Below are 23,580 nucleotides of genomic sequence, written 5' to 3' on the forward strand. Positions count from 1 at the left end.
TCATCCGGGCGGCTTTCGTGATTGGGGGGCGGCCTCAATCCGGCCTGCCGTAGCGGGCTCAGATGGTGGTGTCGAGAATCATCGGTACCAGGTGGAGGCAGCCGTTCATCACGCCGCTTTCACTCAATTGCAGGTTGGCGAACTGATTTAGCTGGTGGGCCTTGCCGACCAGCGCCACGCTCTCCAGCCGGAAGTGGTCGTCGAGGCAGACAATCTGGCTGGCCCGGACGATGTCATGATGCTGATTCAGGTTGTCCTGCAGTCGGGTGAGGAGGGTGCGCTTGCGGGTGTCAAACACGTAACTGAGCGTGGCCATGCAATCGGTGTCGGGCTCCGCTTGTATCAGCTGCTCCGAGCGACGCTGGCGGATCAGGTCGCGGAAGAACTCGCTGCGGTTGCGGTACTCCCCCAGTTCCGTCATCCGGTCCAGCTCTGACAAAAGCTCGCTGTCCAGCGAGACGGTGATGCGTTCGGTCGTCATCGTTGTCACACCCCCAAAATCGAAGTATTACGAATTTTATCGTCTTCACATTTTATTGATTCTGATCAGAAACACAAAGTATGACGAAAACTAATATCTTCACACTGACGTCAGGGAGTGAGTGTGGTGAGGGTGTTTGTTCGTTTTATGCTGTTTGTGCGTCTTATGGCGATGCTGAGTCTGCTGCCGATGGTGGTACAGGCCGCTGTTCCTCTGGTGAACTGCGGGGTACCACTGACGCTGGCTGGGCCGGCACAACGGATTGTGACCCTCAATCAACAGGCAACCGAGGCACTGGTGGCCATTGGCGCCGGGCAAAAGGTTGTGGGCCAGGCCTATCAGGATGACCGGCCCGCGGCCCGGTGGGCCGAGCGCTATAACGCCATCCCGGTGATGGCCGAGGAGTACCCCAACCCGGAATCGTTGCTGGCAACCGCGCCGGACCTGCTGGTGGCCGGATTTGCCAGCGCCTTCAGTGATTGGGGCGTGGGGGCGCGGCAGCGCTGGCTGAACTACGGCACCAACAGCTACCTGTTCGAGTCCGCTTGCGCGGCGCAGACGGTGACGCTGGAGGGGCTGTACCGCGATATGACCCATCTGGGCCAACTGACCGGCCATCAGCAACAGGCCACCTCGTGGATTGCTGAACAGCAGCAGCGCCTGTCGCAGATCCGCTGGCCGGAATCCCAGCGCAAACCCAAGGTGTTGCTGTGGCTGCGGGGGTATGATCTGCCCTATGTGGCCGGGTGTTGTGGCGCCGGCAACCTGCTGATTGAACAGGCAGGGGGCATCAATATCGCCGCCGACCTGCCCAAGTCCTGGGGCCATCTGTCCTGGGAAACCATCCTCAGTCGTCAGCCGGATCTGATCCTGATGGTGGATTCCAACTGGTCGTCGTTCAGTCAGAAGGAAACCTTCCTGAGCGGCGCGCTCTACGCCCGTCACCTCAATGTGATGTCCACCGGCCAACGCCACCCTATCGCGTTTTCCGAGGTGATGGCGGGGGTGCGGTTGCCCGACGGCATTGAACGTGCCCACCACTGGTTCCGGGCCTGGCAGCCATGATTGGGCCTGATAAACCTCTGGCGACCTACGGGGTCGGCCTTATCGCGTTGCTGTGTTTGCTGCTGGCCAGCCTCTCCTGGGGCGCGTTGTCCCTCGATATGACGCAACTGCTTGGTGGGCTGCAACGTCAGCCGGAGCAGGCTTTGGCTCAGGCGATCATCTGGGAGATGCGTCTGCCCCGGGCGCTGCTGGCGGCGCTGGTGGGGGCCGCGCTGGCGGTTGCTGGGGTGCTGAGCCAGACGCTGGTACGCAACCCCCTAGCCGACCCCTATCTGCTGGGCATCGCCAATGGCGCCTCCTTCTTTGCGGTGGCCGGGCTGACCCTCGGACTGGCCGTCCCCCAACCCCTGCTGGCGCTGCTGGGCGCGGGTGTCACCTTTGCCCTGGTGATGATGACGGCGCAACAGAAGGGGCTGCGACTGGCGCCCTTTGCCTTGATACTCTGCGGCGTCACCATCAGTGCGTTGGGTTCATCGCTGACGACGCTGATGATGTTGATGGGGGATGAACGGGCGCTAAGCCAGATCCTCCACTGGCTGATGGGATCGCTGGCGGGCACCGAGTGGCCGGAACTGATGCCATTGGCCATCGCGCTGGCCGTCGTCCTGCCGCTGTTGATTCGGCACAGCCATGAATGGGACCGGCTGCTGTTGGGCGAAGACAAAGCCCAGTCGCTGGGGCTGAGCCTGGTGACCACCCGTCGTTTGTTGGCGCTGGCGATTTTGGTGCTGACCGCATTGGCGGTGGCCAGTGCCGGTGTGGTGGGCTTTCTGGGCCTGTTGGTGCCTCACCTTTGTCGGATGTGGATGGGGGCAGGGCACCGAATTCTGCTGCCCACTGCGGCGCTGACCGGCGCTGTGCTCTGCGTCGCGGTGGATCTGCTGTGCCGCACCGTGCTCGCCCCAACCGAAATTCCCCTCTCCATCCCGCTGGCGATTCTGACGGCGCCGATGCTGCTGTCGCTGATCCGGAGGCAGGCCAATGCTGTTAATTGATCACCTGCAGCTGGCCAGCCACGGCCTGCGGTTGGCCAAACCGCTGGAGTTGCGCCTGCCAGAGGGGCAGTGGCTGGGATTGCTGGGCCCTAATGGTTGTGGCAAAACCACGCTGCTGAAAACCCTGGCCGGGCTGCTTCCGGCCAGCCAGGGCGGGCTGTGGTTTGCCGACCAGTCACTGCTGACCATGACGCCGCGGGAGCGGGCCCATCAGCTGGCGATCATGGTGCAGCACAACGCCCCTTGTGGTGGCCTGACGGTGGAGCAGGTGGTGGCGCTGGGTAAAGCGCCGGACCGGGTACTGGATCGCACCTGGCTCGACCAACTGCTGCGACTGTGTGGCCTGAGCGAGTTGCGCCGCGCCCCGCTGGAACGCCTGTCCGGCGGGCAGGTTCAGCGTACCATGCTGGCCCAGGCGCTGTTTCAGGACACGCCGGTGATGCTGCTGGACGAACCTGCCAACCACCTCGACATCTTTCACCTGCACCACCTGCTTTCCCTGTTGCGCCAGCGCTCGCTTACCGTGATTGCCAGCTTCCACGACATGAACGTGGCGGCGCAGTACTGCGACCAGCTGCTGCTTCTGGCCGATGGCGAACAGGTGGCCTGCGGCGCGCCGGAGCAGGTGCTGACTCCCGCCCATCTACAGCAAGCCTATGGCGTGGATGCCCACGTCACCACGGGCATTCATGGACGTCCCCAGGTCACAGTACTTGGGGCCTGCGACAACAGAAGGAACTGGATATGAGCCGAACCCGGCTACTCCTTGCCATCGCCCTGCTGCCGATGGCCACACCCGCCCTTGCGGTGGATGAAGTGATGGTGGTGACCCACCGTACTCTGGAAGAGAGCCTGACGCTCGATCAGGCCCGCCTGGGCAACAGCCTGGTGATTGTGGAGCGCGAGCAGATTGAGCGCTTTGGCCAGGGTGACATCAACGACATTCTGGCCCAGCTGGTGCCGGGGTTGTTTGCCGCCGGAAAGGGGGGCCGTTTCGATGGCGCTTACTACTCCCTTCAGGGCTCGCGTAAGCAGGATATCCTCTGGCTGATTGACGGCAACCGGCTTAACAACCGCCTGTACGGCGGGATCTACCTGGACAGCCTGAACCCCAACATCATTGAACGGATTGAGGTGCTCAAAGGCGGGCAGGGGATCATCTACGGCAGTGACGCCATCGCCGGGGTGATCAACATCGTCACCCGCAACTACCAGGGTGAAAGCGAAACCAGCGTCGGCATCGGCACCGATACCCTGCCCAGCGTCAATACCGACCTCTTTCTCAGTCGCGCTTACGGTGACGTCGAGGTGTCGCTGTTTGGCGCATACGCCTGGAGTGAGGGCTACCAGCTTTGGCGCGACAGCGACATCCACTGGACCGCCGCCGATGACGTCGAGCGGGGTTATCGCGTGGCAAACCTCGGGGGCAAAGTGCGCTGGGTGCTGGACGATGACCGTTACCTCACCTTGTTGGCCCAGTGGAACGACAGCGATCTGGAGCGTCTGCGTCCCTACGGCACCATCGACAGCAACAATGAACGCGAAGAGAAGATCGCCACCCTTGACTACCAGCACCGGCTGAATCCGAAATGGATGCTGCAACTCAAGGCCTACTATCACGCGTGGGACAGCTACTACAACCGCATCGACCAGAACGAGTCCGGCCAGATCATCGTGATGGACGACAACAGCTACTGGGGCTTCGAAGATTACGGCCTCAAGGCGTTGATGCACTGGGACGGTGAGTCCGACCAGAGCTGGCTGTTCGGCGCCGAGTTGCAACGCTATCGCGGTGAAGACGAGGTGATGGACTTCGTCAGTGAAACCGAAACCGTCAGCTCGCTGTTTGCCCAGTACCGGCCCAGAGTGCTGGATACTGACCTCGCCCTTGGCCTGCGCTACAGCAACATCACCGGCGCCGGCGACAGCCTGAACTGGAGCGTCGGCGGCGATCATGAGTACAACGACGTGATTCGTTTTAACGCCTCCATCGGCAGCGGATTCCGCCTGCCCACCGCCGAAGAGCTCTACTCCGTGGAGGAGGAGGGCGGCATCACCGGCGACCCCAATCTCAAGCCTGAACACAGCCTCAATGCCAACCTCGGCGCCCTGATGACGTTGTCCGACTGGACGCTGGAGCCGCTGCTGTTCTGGCGTCAGGTGGACGACCTGATTGGCATTGAGGACAGCACCTTCCGCAACCTGGAAGGGCGGGTGGAGACCTACGGCATCGAGGTGCTGTTGGGCACCTCCGGCGAGCACTGGCAGTTCAATATGGCCTCCAGTTACGCCAGCAGTCAGGAGGAGGGCAGTGACGAGCAGATTGATCAGGTGCCCCAGTGGCTGGCCAGTGCCGACCTGACCCTTCAGCCCACCGAGTTTCTGCAGCTGTTTATCCAGGGCCACTACACCGGTGAGTTCACCCAATATGACACCAAGGCCGGTGACTACTGGCTGCTTCACCTGGGCGCGCAGTATCGCCTTGCCCGCCATCAATTTAACCTGAGGCTCGAAAACGCACTGGATAACGAATACGACGTCAGCGTGTTTAACCCGGGCTCCTCCGCACCGGAGGCGCACCGCGAGCCGATCACCACCCGGGGCATGCCCCGCAACCTGCAGTTCAATTACCGTTACCAGTTCTAGGAGAGCGAGATGAGTCAGCGAATTCTGTTTCTTGGGGTTTATGGCATGGAGATGGTTGAGTGTGGTGGCGCTCTGGCCATTAACGCCAACAATGGCGGGCACTCCTTTGCGTCAGTGATGCTGGCCAAAGATGAGATGAAGGCCCAGCTTCGCCGAGCGGCTGAGGTGTTGGGGGTGGAGCGGATCGACTTTAATGACTTTGAGCGCGGCGGCATCGACCTGCGCCATGAGTACAAGCTGGCGCTGGTCAGGGTGATTCGGGAAACCCGGCCGGACATCATCATTACCCAGGACCCGGAACACAGCTTTGAAGATCTCGATCCGGACCGCCGCCCGGCGATGCTGTTGATCCTGGAAGCGATCGCCCTGGCGGGGCGGGATTATGGCCTTGAGGCGATGCCGGAGCTGGCACCCCATCCGGTGCCCACCATCTACTACATGAGCCCGAAGAATCCCAACTGCAGCGTGACGCTGGCGCAGGTGTGGCAGCAGAAGGAGGAAGCGATGGATTGCCTCAGCAGCCAGATGACCTTCTCCGGCCACCACTTCACCGAGCGTCTCAGCGCCGCTGAGCAAACCGCCCTGCATCCCCGGTTTGCCGAGCTGTCGATGGCGCAGCGGGGCCGGGAGGTGCAGCGGGCGATGGACCGGGCTCTCTACCTGCACACCGGCCTGTTGAGCCACAGCCGCTACGCGCTGGCTGAGCCCTATCGCCGCCAGGGTATTATGGAGCTGGACGCGTTGATGGTGTGACGCCGGATATGAGGGGGGGAATCCACCTCTTCCATCACGGGTCCTTTCGCGGATCCCAACATGTGGGCTGAGCCTGACAACCAGGTATGAAATTCGGGGTGCGTTTGCGCCCCTTTTTTAAATGCCGGTTCCGACGGTGATGTAAAACGCCGTATCACTGTCACTAAAAGCCAGGTCGACGCCCATATGAATGCCGTAGCGACGGGCGATCTGGTAGCGAAATCCGCCGCCGTAGGCATCCGCCGTTTCCCGCTCAGAGCTGGCCCCCCGGGTCTGTCCGATGCCGTAGAAACCCAGCAGGGTCCACCGATTATCCAATTGGTACATCAGTTGGGCCTGCACCGAACCGACCTCTTCCCCCTGATATCGAAACATCGAGATGCCCCGCAGGTGGATATAGGGGTTCAGCGTAGGGGGGAGCAGGTCACTGCTGTTCAGGGTCTCATAGCGTCCGGCGATGGCCAGTGACCAACGATGGGCCAGAGGCAGGTAGCCTTCGCCCTCCAGCAGCAGCGTCTGGTAGTCGTAATCGGCACCAATGGCATTGTCGTGAACCATGTATTCGGCGTTCACCTCGAAGCCGCTTGTTGGGAAAAAGATGTTGTTGCGGGTGTCGTAGGTGGCCACCACACCCAGACCCGAGTTGGTGCTTCTGTCCAGGCCCGTCATCCGAAAGAAACCGTCCACGATGACATTGGATGAACTCAACGTGGATTGGACAAACAGTTGCTTGACGCCAAGCAACAGGGGACTGCTGCCAAGCCGAAATTGCAGCGTTTGCATCAATACCGCTGCGTCGGTTTGGGTATCAAACTTGACGCTTCCGCCACCGGGGAGCAGCCCACCAAGATCGGTGTAGATATCCAGTTTGGCCTCTCCGGCCCCGCCGCCCACCAGGTAACGTATTTTGTCTTCCCCCCAAGTTCTTCGGTGCCCGGCAAACGCAAACCAGGTGCCGTTTTCTGTGCCCAATGCCCCTGCGACGGTGGCGGCGGGAGGGAGCAGTTTGGCGCCGCCATCAAAACTGGCCAGAGCCTGAACCTTGCGTTGTTCCTTTTCTGCTTCCGACTCGTGCAGAAAGACACCAGCCACGCCAAATCCGTACCCTACGGCAGGCTCGGTAATGAGGATGGGCACGGGCAAAAAACCGTAGGCGTTCTCCGCCAGGTAGTTGCCCATATCAAAACGCCGGTCCACCGGATCAAAGAAGTCGATGCTGGCGCTGGCATCGGCAGTGAGGGAGAGTGCCAGCAGGGGCAGACTGAACAATCGTTTCATATTACTCAATGTGGTTAAGTGGCTTCAGGCCGAAAAGAGAGCCATCGTGTGCTCAAGCCGCTGCGGCGAGTCCAGGCACGACATCCCGGCGTCATCGTTATCCCGTCATGGCGTCTGCTTGGGAGCCGGTCGGCGAGCAGAAAACAACATCACCACCACACTACATCTGGTTTTCGGCTGCAAGTTCTTCAGCCACCATCGAGCTGAGCCAACGCTCTGAAACTCTGGCTGAAAGTCGTCTGGCTGGTTCTGGATAATGGAACACGGGGGACACGATGAGATGAACGGTGACCGTGACGTCATAACCTGAGAGGGGCGAAAACGGGTTAAAGGCCACGGCCAGGAACCGGCGGGGTGGCGCACAGAGGATTGGTTCCCACTGTGCCTCACCATGAACCTATCCTGTCTCCACTACACTGGCTCAGATGGGCTGAGCACCACCTTATGCCAAAGCGCGGTAAAGAGGACGACGTAACAGAGCAGGCCGCCAACGGCGATGGCCGGCCAGGGCCCGTCCGGGTGTTGTTCGGCGCAGAGCAGGCCGGTTAACAGCCCAAGGGTGGCGCCAGCCCGGGCCAACGGTTTGGGCCGGTTAATCCGCAGTGTTTGTTGGCAGTAAGGGCAGGAAAAGGTGTGGTAGCGCCAGGTCAGCAGGGCGCGCCAGGCCGACAGAGTATGTTGGCAGTGTGGGCATCGTGGAGACATCTCGACATCCTTGCTCTGACGGGGGATTAAGTGGTCCCCCTTACCGTGGTTTTAGCACAAGAGACGATCTGCCAGACTGATCCGGGTCAGGGTTTTGTCACGGCCCAAGGCCGCTGAATCATAACCTGCCGTGATGATCTTGATAGCGTGACATCATTTCCGTTCCCCGGAGCCATCGGGTAGCGTGAGCGGACGCCCGGTTGTGGCGTTTGATCTTCGTTATTCCAGGAGTTTGCCATGCGTGCGGTGACCTACCACCCCGACCGAGACCAGTTTGTTCTGAGCCATCAACCGATGCCTGCACCGGGCCCCGGTGAGGTGTTGGTGCGGGTGGAAGCCTGTGGGCTGAACCCGGTGGACGCCAAAATCCACCTCTGGCACGGTCAGGCCCCGGGCATGAGCCGGGACTGGGTGCCCGGCCTCGATGTGGCCGGGGAAATTGTGGGCCTGGGCGAGGGCGTTGAGACGTGGAAATTGGGGGACCGGGTGCTGTATCACGGCGACATGTTCCGCCCCCATGGTGGCTTTGCGGAGTACGCGGTGCACGCGGCAGGAACGCTGCTGCGTCACCCTGCGGTGTCGCCCGCCGTGGCGGCTGCCACCCCCTGTGCGGGTTGGACCGCCTGGCGAGCCCTGATCGATCGCCTCAAGATCAGCGCACATGACAGCCTGTTCGTTGCCGGTGGCGCTGGCGGCGTGGGCAGCTTTGCGCTGCAGATCGCCCGGGATTTTGGGGTGGCGACCCGGATTGCTACCTGCTCAGCGGCCAACACCGAGTTTGTTCACCAGGTGGGCGCCACACACGTCCTCGACTACCAGCGCGACAATGTGTTGGCTGAAGTGCAGGCGATCACCGGTGGCCAGGGCGTCAGTAAAGCACTGGATGCGGTCGGTGGCGATAACGACATCCTGGCAGCGTCGGCGCTCGGCTACGAAGGGCAGATGGTGGAGTTGGTGCGCACCGTACGGCCGGAGTCTTATCCGCAGGCCTTTATGTTGGGGCTGGGATTCCACCAACTGTCACTGGGGTCAGGCCATCGTAATGGTGCGCGCGGCCAGCGCGAACTGGTGGCCGCCGGCGAAGCGTTTTCCGCCCGGCTGGAAGCCGGGGCGATCACGGTGCCGCAACTGACGCCGCTGAGTCTGGATTTGGTGCCGGAGGCCCTGATGGCGATGCGGGAGCAGCGCACCGTCGGCAAGTTGGTGCTGGTCAACGACTGACTTGCTAAGGGCGGGGTTTCACTGGCACCTTGGAGAGATTGGTGCCAGTGAAATCAAGGAAATATCGTGTCCTCTGACCCGCTAAGCCCGCAACTGAAAGCCGGCGTCGATGCCGGCATCATCACGCCGCAACAGGCGCAGGCGCTGCAAACACTGTGGCAGGCCGCGCCCGGACAGGCGCCCGCCCGGTTCGATCTTACCCACCTGCTTTATTACCTCGGCGCCCTGATGGCCATTGGCGCCATGACGGTGTTTCTTGAACTCAGCTGGGACCACTTCGGCGGCTTTGGCATTCTGGCCCTGACCGGCCTCTATGCCCTGGCGGGCCTGGCGCTTCAACGTCGCTTTGAACGACAGCAACTGATGCTGCCGGCAGGGCTCTCTCTGGTGTTTGTGGTTTGTCTGACGCCGCTGGCGCTGTATGGCTTTTTGCTTGGTATGGGCTGGTGGCCGGACAAGCCATCATTCCCCGGCCTGTTCCGCTCCCTCAGCGGGCATTATCTGCTGCTCGAACTGGCCACCATCCTGACCGCCACACTGGCACTGTACTGGCGGCGGGTCCCGTTCCTGTTGATGCCTTTTTCCGTGGCAGTGTGGTTCCTATCCATGGACATCACTCAGCTCTGGGCCGCCGAGCGCCTGAGCTGGGAAGCACGAGGCCAGATCAGCATGGTGGCCGGTGCGGTGCTGGTGGCGCTGGCACTCTATGTTGATGGGCGCCAACACCGGTTGACGCCGCCGGGCGACTACGCGTTCTGGCTCTATCTGTTCGGTGTACTGGCCTTTTGGCTGGGGCTGAGCTCACAGGAGAGCAACAGCGAACTCAGCCGCGCTGTTTATGGTGCCATCAACTTAGCCATGATGTTCGCCGGTGTGCTGCTGAACCGGCGGGTGTTTACCCTGTTTGGGGCGCTGGGGTTTTGTGGCTATCTCGGTCACCTGGCCTATGACCTGTTCCGCGACAGTTGGTGGTTCCCGCTGGTGTTAACCCTGCTGGGGCTGGCGGTGGTGCTGCTGGGCGTCCGCTGGCAGAGGCAGGGTCAGCAATGGCGGCAGTCGCTGTTGGCCAGGCTGCCGGAGCGCTGGCGCCGTTTTCCGCCGTTTAACTGAGAAGGCTGCGCTCAAATCGGCGCACCGCCTCGCTGGCTGGCTCCAGCCGGATCGTGCCGGTTTCCGCAAACCCGAGCCGGGTCAACAACGCCGCAGATGCGCTATTGTCCGGCGCCGTGATGCCCAACAGGGTGTTGAGTCTCCATTCGGTTTTGGCCCGGTTCAGCACATGCTCGCAGGCCTCCAGGGCAAAGCCCTGGCGATGGTATTGCGGCAACAGCGCAAAGCCTAAATCGGGGAAGGGCAGGGCATCGCGGTTCAGCAGTCCGCACAGCCCGATGGGGGCGTGGTCCGGCTTGATGCAGACCACGTAGAGGCCATAGCCATGGGCCTGATAGTGGCTTTGCAGCTGGTTTTCGATGTAGTCGATGGCCTGGTCCAGGGTGCGGATGCCGCGATCACCGATAAAGCGAAGCCAGCCCTCACTGTTGACCAGAGCAAGAATAAAATCGGCGTCGGCGCGGTGGGCCTCGCGCAGCACCAGACGTTCGGATTGTTGCATCGTCAATACCTTGTTTATGGGTCGGGTGATGGCCTGAGTGTGATGGTTGCAACAGTCTTAATAAAGCGTTAATTGACCAGTAGCCAAGGGAAACTTTTTCAATTAACTTAACACGATAGGTCAATATGTGGTCGAGGGAATGATGCGGCCTTTAGTGAGTCTAGCTCTGTTTTTGATGTTGCTGTGGTTGTCCAATTCAGGGCATTACGGGCCACTGCTGTTAGGTTTGGGAACGGTCTCAATTGTACTGGTGTTGTGGCTGAGTGCGCGTATGGGCATGTACGCCAAACCCATGCCGCTTCGCCTCAGTAAACTGCCCCGTTATTGGCTGTGGCTGATGTCGGAAGTGGTGCGCGCCAACATTCAGGTGGTGCGCCATATCTGGCGTGGCTACCGCTCCATCTCTCCGGGCGTCGCCCGTCTGCCTCTGCCACAAAAGTACGACGTCACCCGCGTGGTGTACGCCAACTCCATCACCCTGACCCCCGGTACCGTCACCCTGCGCATTGACGGCGACACCATTGAGGTGCACGCCCTGAACGCCGCATCCCTTGACGAGTTGGCCGAGGGCGAAATGAGCCGGCGAGTGCTGGCACTGGAGTCCTGATGCTGGCAGCGGCGGCGTTAGGCCTGACGGTGGCCATGTTACTGGCCCTGGTGCGAGCGGTGGCGGGCCCCACCCTGTATGACCGCATCCTTGCGGTAAACCTGTTTGGCACCAAAACGGTGTTGTTGATTGCGGTACTGGGCTTCCTGATGGGGCGCCCGGATTTTCTCGATATCGCCCTGGTGTACGCGATGATCAACTTTATTGCCATCATCGGCGTGCTGCGTTTCTTTGAGCAGCGCCAGGAGGACAAGGAGTCATGATGGACTGGACCTTCTGGTTTGGCAGCGTGCTGTTGTTCTTTGGCACGTTGCTCTGCATCAGCGGCACCGTTGGGGTGCTGCGCTTTCCCGATATCTATACCCGACTGCATGCGGCCAGTGTTACCGATTCACTGGGCAGTGGCTGCATCCTGGCCGGTCTGGCGTTCTGGGTCGAAGGGGATTGGCTGGTGCTGGCCAAGCTGTTCTGGGTCTTTATGTTTTTGATGGTCACCAGCCCGACCGCTGGCCATACCATCGCCCAGGCGGCCCTGACCGGCGGAGTGAAACCCAAGATAGGGTCGGAGTGAGGGATAACGGGAAATGGAGTTTCTGCTTGATATTGTTCTGCTGAGTTTGCTGGCCCTGACCGCACTCGCCATTGTCCGTACCCGTGACCTGTTCGCCTGCGCCATGCTCACGGGCATCTACAGCCTGTTGTCCGCGTCGTTTTTTGTCTTGATGGACGCAGTGGATGTGGCGTTTACCGAAGCGGCAGTGGGGGCGGGGATCTCCACCCTGCTGATGCTGGCGGCCCTGACTCTGACCGGGCGCTTTGAAAAACCGCATACCCATCAGGCGCGCCGCGCTATCAGCGTGATTGCCTTCATCACCTTTCTGATGCTCTACGGCCTCGAAGATATGCCGCGATTCGGTGACCCAAATGCCCCGGCCCAGCGCCACGTGGCGGAGCACTATCTCGAGGACGGCTTTGAAGAGGTGGGGGTCCCCAACCTGGTGACCTCCGTGCTGGCCAGTTACCGGGGCTTCGATACCTTCGGTGAAACCGTGGTGGTGTTTACTGCGGGCATTGGGGTGTTGGCACTGTTGGCCCGTCGTCGCCAGCGTCACCCCAGTAAGGCGCTGAACGATGGCCACCGGATGGAGAACCACCTGATCCTCCGGGTGGTATCACGTTTTCTTGTGCCCCCGATTCTGCTGTTTGCGCTGTACGTCCAGTTTCACGGTGACTTTGGCCCCGGAGGGGGCTTTCAGGCCGGGGTGATCTTCGCCGCTGGGTTGATTCTTTACGCCATGGTGTTTGGCCTCGAAGCGCTGCGCAAAGTGATACCGGAAACGGTGATCCGGGTGCTGGCGGCCTTGGGGGTGCTGCTTTATGGCAGCGTTGGCATGGTGGCGCTGTTGCAGGGCAAACCTTTCCTCGACTACCGGGCGCTGGCGGATGACAACATCGCGGGCCAGCACCTGGGTATCTGGCTGGTGGAACTGGGCGTGGGCATTACCGTCGCGGCAGTGATGCTGCTGCTGTTTATGGTGTTTTCCGCCCGTTATGACAGGGGAGCCGAGTGATGATGAGCTGGCTGGCACAATACAACTATTACATCGTGGTGGTGCTGATGATGATTGGGTTTTACATCGTCATCGCCCAGGCCAACCTGATCAAAAAACTGATGGGGCTGAGCCTGTTCCAGACCTCGGTATTCATTCTTTACATCAGCATGGGCAACGTGGAAGGCGGTACGGCGCCGATTCTCGACCCCGAGTTCGGTGTGTTCTCCAACCCCTTACCCCACGTTCTTATCCTGACCGCCATTGTTGTCGGCGTGGCCACCACCGCGCTGGGACTGGCGCTGGCGGTGCGGCTGCATGAAGCCTACGGCACGCTGGAAGAGGACGAGATTCAACAACAGGATGACGGTGCATGTTGAGCCATCTGCCCATTCTCCCGGTAATTTTGCCGCTGTTGGCGGCACCCAGCTGTTTGTTGCTGGGCCGGCCCCGCTTGGCAGCCGGTTTTGCCCTGGCGGTCAGTGCCGCTGTGCTGGCGATGAGCGTACTGCTGTGGCAGCAGGTTGTCTCAACCGGTGTCTGGAACTACCCGCTGGGTGGCTGGCAGGCCCCTTGGGGCATTGAGTACCGCATCGATGCGGCCAGCGCGATGATGATGGTGCTGGTCAGTGCCATGGCGTTTGTCGTCTTGGTGGCGGCACCCACCAGCCTCAGTCGGGAGCTGGCGGATGAACGGCAGACCCCGTTTTACATCCTCTACCTGTTGGTGCTGGCCGGTTCACTGGGGATTGTGGCCACCGGCGATGCCTTTAACCTGTTTGTGTTTCTCGAGATCAGTTCGCTGGCCACCTACGCGCTTATCGCCCTGGGCCGTGATCGGCGGGCCCTGTGGGCGGCCTATCAGTACCTGATCCTCGGTACCCTTGGTGCCACCTTTATCCTGATCGGGGTCGGCCTGCTCTACATGATGACCGGCACGCTCAACATGGCGGACCTGGCCGCGCGCCTGCCCGCGGTGGAGAGCACCCGCACCATCTACACGGCGTTCGTGTTTATCCTGGTCGGAGCCTGCCTTAAGTTGGCGCTGTTCCCGTTACACCTTTGGTTGCCCGGCGCTTACGCCTGCGCCCCTTCGGTGGTGTCCGCCTTCCTCGCCGCCACCGCCACCAAGGTCGCGGTGTATGTGCTGCTGCGGTTTATCTACTCCATCTTCGGGGACTTCTTCAGCTTTACCCACCTGCCATTGCAAACCAGCCTGTTGGTGCTTGGGGTGCTGGGGGCAATCGCGGCCTCCATCGCCGCCATCTACCAGTTCAGCGTCAAGCGCCTGTTTGCCTACTCCAGTGTGGCTCAGGTGGGTTACCTGATCATCGGTATCGCCACGGCCAGCGCCACCGGCCTGCTGGCCACGCTGCTGCACCTGGTGAACCACGCCCTGATGAAAGGCGCGCTGTTCCTGGCATTGGCTGCAGTGGCGTATCAGATGGGCCACACCCGCATGAACCAGTTTGCCGGACTGGGGCGCCGCATGCCCTGGACGATGGCGGCCATTGTGATTGGCGGGCTGAGCCTGGTGGGCATTCCCGGTACCGTGGGATTTGTCAGCAAGTGGTATCTGGTGCTGGCCCTGTTTGAGCGCGAATGGTGGCTGGCCGCGGTGGCGGTATTGGTGGGGTCTCTGCTGGCGTTGATCTACCTGTGGAAGGTGGTGGAGCAGGCCTACTTTGTCGAGGGCGATGGACCCAGCGGCGAAGCACCATTGGCAATTCTGCTGCCTACCTGGTTGCTGGTCATCGCCAATATCTACCTCGGTATTGATACCCGCTGGACCATGGGTGCCGCCGAAGCGGCTGTCGTTGCACTGATGGGGGTTGCGCCATGATTGAAGTGCTGTTGTTGCCCCTGCTGGTGGCGATGGCCATCGGCCTGACCGGACGCTGGCCAAATCTGCGTGAGGCGATCTCGCTGCTGGGTGGAGTGGCGTTGTTCGTAATGGTGCTGGGGCTGTACCAATCACCGCCGCAGCCGATTACGCTGGAGGCGCCATTTCCCGGCCTGACCGTGGGTTTTGCGGCGGAACCCCTTGGTCTGCTGTTTGCCCTGGTGGCCAGCGCACTGTGGCCCATTACCGCGCTGTACGCGGTGGGCTATATGCGTGGCCATGGTGAAAAGAACCAAACCCGCTTCTTTGCCTGTTTTGCCCTGGCGATGTCGGCGGTCATGGGCATCGCCTTTGCCCAGGATATGCTGACCCTGTTCTTCTTCTACGAACTGCTGACCCTGGCCACCTATCCGCTGGTCACCCACGCCGGCACCGATGCGGCGCGACAGGGTGGGCGGGTCTATCTCGGTGTCCTGCTGCTCACCTCCATTGGATTGCTGCTGTTTGCCATGCTGGGCATCTTCCAACAGGCCGGCACTCTCACCTTTACCCCGGGCGGCGTGTTCGGCAGTGGGCACAGCCCCATCATGCTGAGCGTGCTGCTGGTGATGTTTGTGATGGGGATAGGTAAAGCGGCCATGATGCCGTTCCACCGCTGGTTGCCGGCCGCCATGGTGGCACCGACGCCGGTCAGCGCCCTGCTGCACGCGGTGGCGGTGGTTAAAGCCGGGGTGTTTACCGTACTCAAAGGGGTGGTCTACCTGTTCGGTCTGGAGACCGTATCGGGTCTGCCCATCACGCCGTGGCTGCTGGGGCTGGCGGGGTTCTCCATCATCGCCGCCTCGGTGGTGGCGATGCGCCAGGACAACCTGAAAAAGCGACTGGCGTACTCCACCGTCAGCCAGCTCGGTTACATCACGGCGGCGGCGTTGCTGGCCACGCCGCTGGGCATTGCAGCGGGGGGCCTGCAGATTGCGGCCCACGCGCTGGGCAAAATCACCCTGTTTTTCTGCGCGGGCGCCATTCTGGTGGCGGCCCACAAGAGCCGCGTCAGCGAGTTGGATGGGTTGGGGCGGCAGATGCCCTGGACCATGGCCGCCTTCTTTATCGCCAGCCTCAGCATTATTGGTTTGCCGCCCACCGGCGGGGCCTGGGGCAAGTGGCTTCTGCTCAATGCCAGTATCGACAGCACCCAATGGATGCTGGTGGCGGTGTTGGCGCTCAGTACCTTATTAAACGTGGCTTACCTGCTGCCCATTCCGGTGCGGGCCTTCCTTGGCCGCAGCGATGAACCGCAGCATGGCGGCGAGGCGCCCTGGCCGGTGCTGGTGGCGCTGCTGCTGACCGCCATAGGCACCCTGGTGCTGTTCTGGTTGCCGCAGCCTTTGCTGGCGTTGGGTGAGATGGCAGGGGGAGTTCAGGGATGAATCACTGGGGCATGAAACTGTTTTATGGGATTTGCGTCGCCCTGCTGGCGCTCGATTTTGTGGTCCATCGCCATACCGAACACCCGTGGGAAACCCTGTTGGGCTTCTACCCGCTGTATGGCTTTGTGGGCTGCGTGGTGCTGGTGTTGCTGGCTAAGGTGATGCGCAAGGTGGTGATGCGTCCGGAGGACTATTACGACCGACTGGAAGGCCGTGAGGGGGAGAACCGTGATGATTGATTTTCCGCCCTATCTGCTGTTCGTTATCGGCGCGCTTCTGGTGGCGCTGGTGCGTCCGGGTATTGGTCGCTGGATAGCGCTGACCACGCCGTTGCTGAGCCTGGCGCTGGTGTGGCAAGTGCCTTTGGGCAGCCACGTTGAGCTGGTGCTGATGGGGCATACCCTGGAGCTGTTCCGACTGGATGCGCTGAGCCGGGTGTTTGTTCTGATTTTCCATCTGGCGGCGTTTCTGGCGCTGCTGTTTGCCAGCCATCTGACCGCCCGACTGGAATGGGTGGCGGGCCTGCTGTACAGCGGCAGCGCCATCGGTGCGGTGCTGGCGGGAGACATGCTCAGCCTGTTCCTGTTCTGGGAAGGGATGGCACTCAGCTCGGTATGGCTGGTGTGGGCCCGGGGAACCGAACGGGCCTATACCGCGGGCATGCGCTACCTGATTGTGCAGGTGGTGTCTGGCCTGTTGCTGTTGGTGGGCGGCCTGCTTTACCTGCACCAGCACGGCACCCTGTCGTTCGGCCCCATGACGCTGGCGGATCCCGCTACCTGGCTGCTGTTCCTGGCCTTTGGCATCAAATGTGTTTTCCCGATGCTGCACAGCTGGCTGGTGGACGCGTATCCGGAAGCGACGCCCACCGGCACGGTATTCCTCAGCGCCTTTACCACCAAGGTGGCGCTGTACGCGCTGGCCCGGGGCTTTCCCGGCACCGAGCTGCTGGTCTACATCGGCGCTGCCATGGCCTGCTTCCCCATCTTCTACGCCGTAATTGAAAACGACCTGCGCCGGGTACTGGCCTACAGCCTGATTAACCAGGTGGGCTTTATGGTGGTGGGCGTCGGGCTGGGCAGCGAGCTGGCGATGAACGGGGCGTTGGCGCACGCGGTCAACGACATCCTGTTTAAGGGACTGCTGTTTATGTCGATGGGCGCGGTGCTGATGATGACCGGCAAGATCGACGGCTCCCGCCTTGGCGGCCTCTACAAGACCATGCCCAAAACCACCATCCTCTGTATCGTCGGCGCTGCCTCCATCTCAGCGTTCCCGCTGTTCAGTGGCTTTGTCAGTAAGTCGATGGTGATGAGTGCGGCGTTGATCGAAGGGCATCCGGTGGTGTGGCTGATCCTGCTGTTTGCCTCGGCCGGGGTGTTCCACCACGCTGGTATCAAGATCCCGTACTTCGCGTTCTTTGCCCACGACAGCGGCCTGAAAGCCTCCGATCCGCCCAACAATATGTTGTTGGCGATGACCATCGCTGCGCTGTTCTGTGTGGCCATTGGCATCTATCCGCAGGCGCTGTACCAGCTGCTGCCCTATGACACCGGCTACTGGCCCTATGACGTGACCCACGTGCTGGCGCAGACCCAGTTGCTGGCGTTCTCTGCACTGGCGTTTGTGTGGCTGAACCGCCGCGGTTTGTATCCGCCGGAGTTGCCCTCGGTCAACCTGGATGCGGACTGGCTTTATCGGGGCATTGGCTACCGGATGGGCGCGGCGCTGTGGCAGCGTGGCTGGGCATTGCAGGCGTGGTTGGGCGAGCGTGCCCAGGCATGGCGCCAGTCCGCCGGACGTTACCTGGCGACCCATGTGCCGGAAGGGCAGTTGGGCGGCTCACCGTTGTCCGGTGCCATGGTGATCTGGGTGGCGGTGATCCTGGCCGGTTACCTGCTGCTGAGCTTCCTGCCCGGTATGGGCTAAGCCCCACCACCACGGCTCGTCGCCGGGCTGAATGGGCCCGGCCTCACACCCAGAGCGGAAGCGGTATCGCGCCCACTTCAACGCTATTGTGTACCTGTCAGTCTTTTCTGGCGGGTACACCTATCTCCTTTTTGCCCCCCTTAAAACGCGCTTTTTCCTGCCGCGCGTAATGGCATTTGTGAACGCGGCGGATGACCCAGTTCACAAACTTATCAGTTGGTTCGCAAACTACCATTTGGCGTTTACAAACGACCTACTTTCAAAATAACGCGCTGATTACATTTCCTGATGCGAAAGCCGCAATAACATGCAGAGGAATGATGATGAAAAAGCGCATATCGCAACACACCAGATTGACACTTTGTGCCAGCGCACTGATGACCATTTTGGCCGGATGTGGCAGCGACAGTGACGACAATAACACCACAAAACCCGATCCGAACCTGCCGCCGGTGGCTGGTGAAGTCTCGACGATTGTGGTGATTGGTGAAGAGACCGCCATCGACTTGATTGCGGAGGCCAGTGACCCGGAGGGAGACGCGTTAACCCTGGCCGAAGCCACCGTAACTCAGGGCGCCGGGTCGGTTCGGGTGGAGGACAACCTGCTTTGGTTCAGCTCCGACGATTACGGGCTTGCCCAGGTGGAATACCTTATCCGTGACGCGCAGGGAGCAGAGACTCGCGCCGTGGCGGACGTGGAGGTGAAAGCCAGCCTGCAGGAGTATGCCGGCACCGAAACCTGTCTGCGCTGTCACCAGGATAAGGCGAGTTTCCTGGAGACCGGCCACAACTACAAATTCACCAAGGTGGAGAACGGCGAGCGGCCGGAATTCCCCTTTACCACCCTGAAAGGGGCGTTGGCGCTGTATGAAGGCGTCGAGAACAGCGCAGGTACGCCGGAAACCTGGGCGGACATCAGCTACGTGTTGGGTGGCTACCAGCGCCAGGCGATTCTGCTCGATAACAACGGCTACATGATCAACGGCACCAAGGCGATGTTCGATGTGCTGCCGAAGGGCGAAACCCTGGGCCCGGATCGGGCGGTGCCATTTGCGGCGGGAGCGGGCGGTGACGGCATGCCCTACAGCTGCGGTACCTGCCACAACACCGGCTGGCGTGATTACACCTCCGAGCCGGATGATCATCGTAACCGCAACCGTCAGGATGACCTGATCGGCATGCAGGGCACCTTCGCCCTGACCGGCGTCCAGTGTGAAGCCTGCCACGGTGCCGGTGCGGACCACGCTAAGACGCCAAGCAAAGACAACATTACCCTGATTGCCGAGGGTCGCAGCCGTGCTGACCTGCAGGCGATGAACATGGCCTACGGTGAGGCGGTGGCCTGTGGCGAGTGCCACACCAAAGCGGGTGAGCGTCACTATCCGGACTACATGACCAGCTACGACGAGAAGTTCGGCACAGACACCATCGGTGGCTTTGTGAAGGACTACTTCGAAGAGGGCCGGAACGCGGGTGATGCGCTGCTGGGCTATGACCCGGATACCGGCGAAGCCACCGGTGCGAAGCGGATGTTCCACTGTACCGAGTGCCACAACCCGCACCTCTCCACCAACTTCCAGGATAAGCCTGGCCACGGTGAAGCACTGACCAAAGCCTGTCAGGACTGCCACCCGAGCGTGGAGTTTGCGGACGGTGTCGGCGCGATGCACGGTGCCATGGCCGACTGTACCGATTGTCACATGCCTAAGAACTCTCACCTGTTCAGAATTGACATCTCCGAGCCGTCAGAGAGCCCCTACCACTATGGTGAGGATGGCAAATACCGTCAGCCCTGGCTGAGACCGGTGCAGTCCTGTAAGACCTGCCACGCTGAGAACTACGACGATGTGGCCTCTCGTGTTGAGCGTATCCACCGCTAAACGCGATTGAGTAAAGACACCGGCCAGGCCGGTGTCTTTTTCGATCCAACGTCACAACGGTTTATCGATATCAGAGACAGTGAAAAATGACGACTTTTGATATTAACCCAGCGGAAACGCAGGAGATGGAGGCGCCGGAGGCATCCGGCATTGAGGTGAGGGACCTGGACGGCCTCTACCACGCTCAGCGCGCTTCCCCTGCCAGCCTGTTTCAACCACATCCTGTGAACGGTACCGGTTTTATCTACATTGAGCAGGGCGAAGGCGAGCATCGAATTGATGGGGGAGTGTACCCCTACCAGGCGGGCAGCCTGATCTTTGTGGATGAGGGGCAACGGCACGCGTTTGACCCGTCCGACCGCCCCCAGGGCAAGATGGTGACCATCCCATCCTCTTTCTTTACCGAGTGCGCTTTCACCATTCGACACTCCAATTTCGTGCCCTTCAGATTAAGCTTGTTGTGCGCGCCGGTACTCCAGTTGACGCCGGATCAGAGCGCCAGCTGCAAACGCCTGTTGAGCCAGATAGCGGCGGCCAAAAACGACGTCGGCATCGATGCCATTATGCTCCAGTTGCTGTTTTCCGCCCTGGTCCACAAATTGTCCAACTACTCCAGCCACCAGCGTTCGGTTGCCAATGATCCCTGCCGGCAACGCTTCGATGAGTTTCTGGCGTTATTGGAAGAGGGCTATCAGCAGGGTCGTGAAGTGAAGTGCTACGCCAACCAGATGGCGCTGAGCTACAAACAGCTGAACCAGCTGTGCAAGCGGTGCAGCGGCCGCACGGCCAAGCAGTTGATCGACCTGCGGGTCAACCTGGCGATTACGCGCAAGCTCAGGGAGGAGGGGGGCTGCATTCAAGCCATTGCCGATGAGTTTGGCTTTGATGACATCACCAACTTTGTCCGCTACTTCAAGCGGCACAACCGGATGACGCCGTCCTGCTATCGGGCGGCGTATCAAGGCCAGCGGCACCACCCGGACGATTGAGAGGCGCCAGCCCGATGGCGGTGCCGGGCGGGGGCCGACGCAGTCTTCAGGCCATAAACAAAAACCCCGATGGTTTGCACCATCGGGGTTTTCTTTAAGAATCAGCCGAAGTCAGATTACTTCTTAGCTTTCTTCTCTTTCTGCTCAGCGATAACGGCTTCCGCAACGTTGTTCGGGCAAGCAGAGTAGTGGCTGAACTCCATGGAGAACTGGCCACGACCAGAGGTCATGGTACGCAGGTGACCGATGTAGCCGAACATTTCGGACAGCGGTACGTCAGCCTTGATGCGAACGCCGGTTACACCAGCTTCCTGGTCTTTGATCATGCCGCGACGACGGTTCAGGTCACCGATAACATCACCAACGTGATCTTCCGGAGTGAACACGTCAACCTTCATGATCGGCTCCAGCAGCTGCGGGTTAGCCTTCGGAATGGACTGACGGAAAGCGCCTTTAGCGGCGATTTCGAACGCGATGGCAGAGGAGTCAACAGCGTGGAAAGAACCGTCGAACAGCTCAACTTCAACGTCCAGAACCGGGAAGCCAGCCATGGTACCGGTGGCCATCATCTCTTTGAAGCCTTTCTCAATGGCAGGCCAGAATTCCTTCGGTACGTTACCACCTACAACAGTGGAAACGAACTTGAAGCCAGAACCCTGCTCGCCAGGCTTGATGCGGTAGTCGATCTTACCGAACTGACCGGAACCACCAGACTGCTTCTTGTGGGTGTAGCTGTCTTCAACCGCGGAGGTGATGGTTTCACGGTAGGCTACCTGCGGCTGACCAACGATCAGTTCAACGCCGTAGGTACGCTTCAGGATGTCTACCTTGATGTCCAGGTGCAGTTCGCCCATGCCTTTCAGGATGGTCTGGCCGGACTCTTCGTCGGTTTCAACCTGGAAGGACGGATCTTCGGAAACCAGTTTACCGATGGCGATACCCATCTTCTCAACGGAACCTTTGTCCTTCGGCTCAACCGCGATGGAGATAACCGGATCCGGGAAGATCATCGGCTCCAGGGTGCACTCGTGCTTCGGATCACACAGGGTGTGACCGGTCTGTACGTTCTTCATGCCCACTACCGCGATGATGTCACCAGCCTGAGCGGTGGTGATTTCGGTACGGTCGTTAGCGTGCATCTCCACCATACGGCCGATACGCTCGGTCTTACCGGTGTGAGAGTTCAGGATGGTGTCACCCTTCTTCATGGTACCGGAGTAGATACGTACGAAGGTCAGGGCGCCGAAACGGTCATCCATGATCTTGAACGCCAGGGCGCGCAGCGGCTCTTTCTCGTCAACAACAGCAACTTCGCCAGTCGGCTCACCGGTTTCTTTGTCGGTCAGCGGCTGAGCGTTTACTTCGGTCGGGGACGGCAGGTAGTCAACTACTGCGTCCAGAACCAGCTGGATACCTTTGTTCTTGTAAGCAGAACCACAGTAGGTCGGGAAGAACATCAGGTCACGGGTACCGGTACGGATACAACGCTTGATGTCTTCCAGAGACGGCTCAACGCCCTCTTCCAGGTACTCCATCAGCAGATCTTCGTCGGCTTCCAGAGCGGTTTCGATCAGTTCTTCACGGTACTGAGCGGCTTTCTCTTTCAGCTCTTCCGGGATCTCTACAACTTCGTAGTTTTCCGGCAGACCAGAGTCATCCCAGATGTAGGCTTTCTGGCTCAGTACGTCGACAACGCCAGAGAACTCGTCTTCGATACCGATCGGCAGAGTCATAACCAGCGGGCGAGCAGCCAGTACGTTCTTCACCTGATCAACAACGCGGTAGAAGTCTGCACCCATACGGTCCAGCTTGTTCACGAAGATCAGACGAGCAACTTTGGATTCGTTAGCGTAGCGCCAGTTGGTTTCGGACTGGGGCTCTACGCCGCCGGAACCACAGAATACGCCAACACCGCCATCCAGAACCTTCAGAGAACGGTAAACTTCGATGGTGAAGTCAACGTGCCCAGGGGTGTCGATGATGTTCAGGCGGTGGTCGTTCCAGAAACAGGTGGTCGCAGCAGACTGAATGGTAATACCACGCTCAGCTTCCTGCTCCATGAAGTCGGTGGTGGTGGAGCCATCGTGAGTGTCACCGATCTTGTGGATCTTACCGGTCAGCTTCAGAACACGCTCGGTGGTGGTGGTTTTACCAGCATCAACGTGGGCGAAGATGCCGATGTTTCTGTACTTGGAAAGGTCTGCCATTTTTGTACTCTATTGGTCAGGGTCAAACAAAATTGCGCGGTAGTATACAGGAATTCCCAAAGGTTTACGAAAACTTCGTCCTCTGGAAACGCCGCCTGTTCCAAACACTCCGCTACCTTGCCTTCCGTCTAGAGACCGCTGCGGCTTTGCATGCGGCGGGGACCGGCGAAGGGTAAGTGTAGGCCGCGCTGAGTCTGATGCGAGTGCGGTCAGAACGGAAATGGTTGGCTGTGAATTTTGGACGATAGATATCCTTAATCGCCGTGGCATTTTAGCGGCTTTTATGGCCATGACAAGATAAGCTTGACGGGATTTCGTTCTTGTGGGACTCACCCGTCAACTTGGTCTGCATTGCGTTACCGCCGTTCTAACCGGTTTTTATGACCGGGTCA

Annotated in this window: 23 protein-coding genes; 18 read left to right on the forward strand and 5 right to left on the reverse strand. The window is 60.3% G+C overall.

All coding sequences use genetic code 11. The features are described 5' to 3' along the window. Window positions 1-58: 58 nt before the first annotated feature. The gene (nikR, locus tag FBAL_RS07695) at window positions 59-481 is read right to left on the reverse strand and encodes a nickel-responsive transcriptional regulator NikR (protein ID WP_013345023.1); all 423 of its coding nucleotides are present in this window, start codon (window positions 479-481) and stop codon (window positions 59-61) included. A 123-nt stretch (window positions 482-604) separates the two neighbouring features. Here nikR and FBAL_RS07700 point away from each other — a divergent pair, with 123 nt between their 5' ends. From FBAL_RS07700 to FBAL_RS07720, 5 genes are read left to right on the forward strand one after another with little or no spacing between them, the layout of a single operon-like run. Then, the gene (locus tag FBAL_RS07700; RefSeq protein WP_013345024.1) at window positions 605-1,546 is read left to right on the forward strand and encodes an ABC transporter substrate-binding protein; all 942 of its coding nucleotides are present in this window, start codon (window positions 605-607) and stop codon (window positions 1,544-1,546) included. Continuing rightward, the gene (locus FBAL_RS07705) at window positions 1,543-2,541 is read left to right on the forward strand and encodes a FecCD family ABC transporter permease (protein WP_013345025.1); all 999 of its coding nucleotides are present in this window, start codon (window positions 1,543-1,545) and stop codon (window positions 2,539-2,541) included. Before FBAL_RS07700 ends, FBAL_RS07705 begins: the two co-directional genes overlap by 4 nt. Beyond that, entirely contained in the window at window positions 2,528-3,289 is a 762-nt protein-coding gene (locus FBAL_RS07710) for an ABC transporter ATP-binding protein (RefSeq protein ID WP_013345026.1), read from the forward strand. The genes FBAL_RS07705 and FBAL_RS07710 overlap by 14 nt, the downstream gene beginning before the upstream one ends. Then, window positions 3,286-5,187 (forward strand): TonB-dependent receptor plug domain-containing protein, encoded by a 1,902-nt coding sequence (locus FBAL_RS07715; RefSeq protein WP_013345027.1) that lies wholly within the window; start codon window positions 3,286-3,288, stop codon window positions 5,185-5,187. Before FBAL_RS07710 ends, FBAL_RS07715 begins: the two co-directional genes overlap by 4 nt. A gap of 9 nt (window positions 5,188-5,196) precedes the next feature. Continuing rightward, on the forward strand, window positions 5,197-5,940 hold the full coding sequence (locus tag FBAL_RS07720; RefSeq protein WP_013345028.1) for a PIG-L deacetylase family protein: 744 nt from the start codon (window positions 5,197-5,199) through the stop codon (window positions 5,938-5,940). A gap of 117 nt (window positions 5,941-6,057) precedes the next feature. Here the strand turns inward: FBAL_RS07720 and FBAL_RS07725 are convergent, their stop codons facing one another. Both FBAL_RS07725 and FBAL_RS07730 read right to left on the reverse strand, forming a co-directional pair. After that, window positions 6,058-7,218, reverse strand: coding sequence for a BamA/TamA family outer membrane protein (locus tag FBAL_RS07725; RefSeq protein ID WP_013345029.1), 1,161 nt, complete (start codon window positions 7,216-7,218; stop codon window positions 6,058-6,060). A gap of 411 nt (window positions 7,219-7,629) precedes the next feature. Beyond that, entirely contained in the window at window positions 7,630-7,923 is a 294-nt protein-coding gene (locus FBAL_RS07730) for a hypothetical protein (RefSeq protein WP_013345030.1), read from the reverse strand. 237 nt (window positions 7,924-8,160) lie between these two features. Here FBAL_RS07730 and FBAL_RS07735 point away from each other — a divergent pair, with 237 nt between their 5' ends. Together FBAL_RS07735 and FBAL_RS07740 are read left to right on the forward strand one after the other, a co-directional pair. Next, complete coding sequence (locus FBAL_RS07735; protein ID WP_013345031.1) at window positions 8,161-9,144, forward strand: alcohol dehydrogenase catalytic domain-containing protein; 984 nt, start codon at window positions 8,161-8,163, stop codon at window positions 9,142-9,144. Window positions 9,145-9,210: 66 nt separating this feature from the next. Then, window positions 9,211-10,254 (forward strand): hypothetical protein, encoded by a 1,044-nt coding sequence (locus FBAL_RS07740; RefSeq protein ID WP_013345032.1) that lies wholly within the window; start codon window positions 9,211-9,213, stop codon window positions 10,252-10,254. On the opposite strand, the gene FBAL_RS07745 is transcribed toward FBAL_RS07740, so the two are convergent. Continuing rightward, entirely contained in the window at window positions 10,247-10,756 is a 510-nt protein-coding gene (locus FBAL_RS07745) for a GNAT family N-acetyltransferase (protein WP_013345033.1), read from the reverse strand. The two genes, FBAL_RS07740 and FBAL_RS07745, sit on opposite strands and share 8 nt — an antisense overlap. A 175-nt stretch (window positions 10,757-10,931) precedes the next feature. Here FBAL_RS07745 and FBAL_RS07750 point away from each other — a divergent pair, with 175 nt between their 5' ends. From FBAL_RS07750 to FBAL_RS07800, 11 genes are all read left to right on the forward strand, one after another. Continuing rightward, on the forward strand, window positions 10,932-11,363 hold the full coding sequence (locus FBAL_RS07750) for a Na+/H+ antiporter subunit E (RefSeq protein ID WP_245544400.1): 432 nt from the start codon (window positions 10,932-10,934) through the stop codon (window positions 11,361-11,363). Next, a complete protein-coding gene (locus FBAL_RS07755; protein WP_013345035.1) occupies window positions 11,363-11,626 on the forward strand; it encodes an MrpF/PhaF family protein in 264 nt (87 codons plus the stop codon). Before FBAL_RS07750 ends, FBAL_RS07755 begins: the two co-directional genes overlap by 1 nt. After that, entirely contained in the window at window positions 11,623-11,934 is a 312-nt protein-coding gene (gene mnhG, locus FBAL_RS07760) for a monovalent cation/H(+) antiporter subunit G (protein ID WP_148226717.1), read from the forward strand. Before FBAL_RS07755 ends, mnhG begins: the two co-directional genes overlap by 4 nt. A gap of 13 nt (window positions 11,935-11,947) precedes the next feature. Further along, window positions 11,948-12,934: a DUF4040 domain-containing protein gene (locus tag FBAL_RS07765; RefSeq protein WP_013345037.1), complete on the forward strand. Its 987-nt coding sequence runs from the start codon at window positions 11,948-11,950 to the stop codon at window positions 12,932-12,934. Next, window positions 12,934-13,293, forward strand: coding sequence for a cation:proton antiporter subunit C (locus FBAL_RS07770; RefSeq protein WP_013345038.1), 360 nt, complete (start codon window positions 12,934-12,936; stop codon window positions 13,291-13,293). The genes FBAL_RS07765 and FBAL_RS07770 overlap by 1 nt, the downstream gene beginning before the upstream one ends. Further along, window positions 13,287-14,756: a monovalent cation/H+ antiporter subunit D family protein gene (locus tag FBAL_RS07775; RefSeq protein ID WP_013345039.1), complete on the forward strand. Its 1,470-nt coding sequence runs from the start codon at window positions 13,287-13,289 to the stop codon at window positions 14,754-14,756. The genes FBAL_RS07770 and FBAL_RS07775 overlap by 7 nt, the downstream gene beginning before the upstream one ends. After that, window positions 14,753-16,183 carry a proton-conducting transporter transmembrane domain-containing protein gene (locus tag FBAL_RS07780; RefSeq protein ID WP_013345040.1) on the forward strand — a complete coding sequence of 477 codons (1,431 nt, stop codon included), beginning with the start codon at window positions 14,753-14,755 and terminating at the stop codon, window positions 16,181-16,183. The genes FBAL_RS07775 and FBAL_RS07780 overlap by 4 nt, the downstream gene beginning before the upstream one ends. Before the next feature lie 11 nt (window positions 16,184-16,194). Further along, on the forward strand, window positions 16,195-16,422 hold the full coding sequence (locus FBAL_RS07785) for a hypothetical protein (RefSeq protein WP_216086812.1): 228 nt from the start codon (window positions 16,195-16,197) through the stop codon (window positions 16,420-16,422). Continuing rightward, window positions 16,415-18,112 (forward strand): Na(+)/H(+) antiporter subunit D, encoded by a 1,698-nt coding sequence (locus tag FBAL_RS07790; RefSeq protein WP_013345042.1) that lies wholly within the window; start codon window positions 16,415-16,417, stop codon window positions 18,110-18,112. Before FBAL_RS07785 ends, FBAL_RS07790 begins: the two co-directional genes overlap by 8 nt. A 377-nt stretch (window positions 18,113-18,489) precedes the next feature. Continuing rightward, a complete protein-coding gene (locus FBAL_RS07795; protein WP_245544382.1) occupies window positions 18,490-19,992 on the forward strand; it encodes an Ig-like domain-containing protein in 1,503 nt (500 codons plus the stop codon). A gap of 86 nt (window positions 19,993-20,078) precedes the next feature. Beyond that, on the forward strand, window positions 20,079-20,981 hold the full coding sequence (locus FBAL_RS07800; protein WP_013345044.1) for an AraC family transcriptional regulator: 903 nt from the start codon (window positions 20,079-20,081) through the stop codon (window positions 20,979-20,981). Between the two features lie 116 nt (window positions 20,982-21,097). Here FBAL_RS07800 and fusA read toward each other — a convergent pair whose 3' ends face one another. Continuing rightward, the gene (fusA, locus tag FBAL_RS07805; protein WP_013345045.1) at window positions 21,098-23,188 is read right to left on the reverse strand and encodes an elongation factor G; all 2,091 of its coding nucleotides are present in this window, start codon (window positions 23,186-23,188) and stop codon (window positions 21,098-21,100) included. Window positions 23,189-23,580 lie beyond the last annotated feature (392 nt).

This window comes from Ferrimonas balearica DSM 9799, from assembly GCF_000148645.1.
GTDB lineage: Bacteria > Pseudomonadota > Gammaproteobacteria > Enterobacterales > Shewanellaceae > Ferrimonas > Ferrimonas balearica.

Bases quoted from the DNA above. Each gene is read 5' to 3' on its own strand.
- FBAL_RS07790 (WP_013345042.1), top strand. From the start codon at position 16,415: ATGATTGATTTTCCGCCCTATCTGCTGTTCGTTATCGGCGCGCTTCTG.
- FBAL_RS07780 (WP_013345040.1), top strand. From the start codon at position 14,753: ATGATTGAAGTGCTGTTGTTGCCCCTGCTGGTGGCGATGGCCATCGGC.
- FBAL_RS07745 (WP_013345033.1), bottom strand. From the start codon at position 10,756: ATGCAACAATCCGAACGTCTGGTGCTGCGCGAGGCCCACCGCGCCGAC.
- FBAL_RS07750 (WP_245544400.1), top strand. From the start codon at position 10,932: ATGTTGCTGTGGTTGTCCAATTCAGGGCATTACGGGCCACTGCTGTTA.
- FBAL_RS07705 (WP_013345025.1), top strand. From the start codon at position 1,543: ATGATTGGGCCTGATAAACCTCTGGCGACCTACGGGGTCGGCCTTATC.
- FBAL_RS07715 (WP_013345027.1), top strand. From the start codon at position 3,286: ATGAGCCGAACCCGGCTACTCCTTGCCATCGCCCTGCTGCCGATGGCC.
- FBAL_RS07755 (WP_013345035.1), top strand. From the start codon at position 11,363: ATGCTGGCAGCGGCGGCGTTAGGCCTGACGGTGGCCATGTTACTGGCC.
- fusA (WP_013345045.1), bottom strand. From the start codon at position 23,188: ATGGCAGACCTTTCCAAGTACAGAAACATCGGCATCTTCGCCCACGTT.
- FBAL_RS07800 (WP_013345044.1), top strand. From the start codon at position 20,079: ATGACGACTTTTGATATTAACCCAGCGGAAACGCAGGAGATGGAGGCG.
- FBAL_RS07785 (WP_216086812.1), top strand. From the start codon at position 16,195: ATGAAACTGTTTTATGGGATTTGCGTCGCCCTGCTGGCGCTCGATTTT.
- nikR (WP_013345023.1), bottom strand. From the start codon at position 481: ATGACGACCGAACGCATCACCGTCTCGCTGGACAGCGAGCTTTTGTCA.
- FBAL_RS07710 (WP_013345026.1), top strand. From the start codon at position 2,528: ATGCTGTTAATTGATCACCTGCAGCTGGCCAGCCACGGCCTGCGGTTG.
- FBAL_RS07720 (WP_013345028.1), top strand. From the start codon at position 5,197: ATGAGTCAGCGAATTCTGTTTCTTGGGGTTTATGGCATGGAGATGGTT.
- FBAL_RS07725 (WP_013345029.1), bottom strand. From the start codon at position 7,218: ATGAAACGATTGTTCAGTCTGCCCCTGCTGGCACTCTCCCTCACTGCC.
- mnhG (WP_148226717.1), top strand. From the start codon at position 11,623: ATGATGGACTGGACCTTCTGGTTTGGCAGCGTGCTGTTGTTCTTTGGC.
- FBAL_RS07765 (WP_013345037.1), top strand. From the start codon at position 11,948: ATGGAGTTTCTGCTTGATATTGTTCTGCTGAGTTTGCTGGCCCTGACC.
- FBAL_RS07735 (WP_013345031.1), top strand. From the start codon at position 8,161: ATGCGTGCGGTGACCTACCACCCCGACCGAGACCAGTTTGTTCTGAGC.
- FBAL_RS07770 (WP_013345038.1), top strand. From the start codon at position 12,934: ATGATGAGCTGGCTGGCACAATACAACTATTACATCGTGGTGGTGCTG.
- FBAL_RS07775 (WP_013345039.1), top strand. From the start codon at position 13,287: ATGTTGAGCCATCTGCCCATTCTCCCGGTAATTTTGCCGCTGTTGGCG.
- FBAL_RS07795 (WP_245544382.1), top strand. From the start codon at position 18,490: ATGACCATTTTGGCCGGATGTGGCAGCGACAGTGACGACAATAACACC.
- FBAL_RS07730 (WP_013345030.1), bottom strand. From the start codon at position 7,923: ATGTCTCCACGATGCCCACACTGCCAACATACTCTGTCGGCCTGGCGC.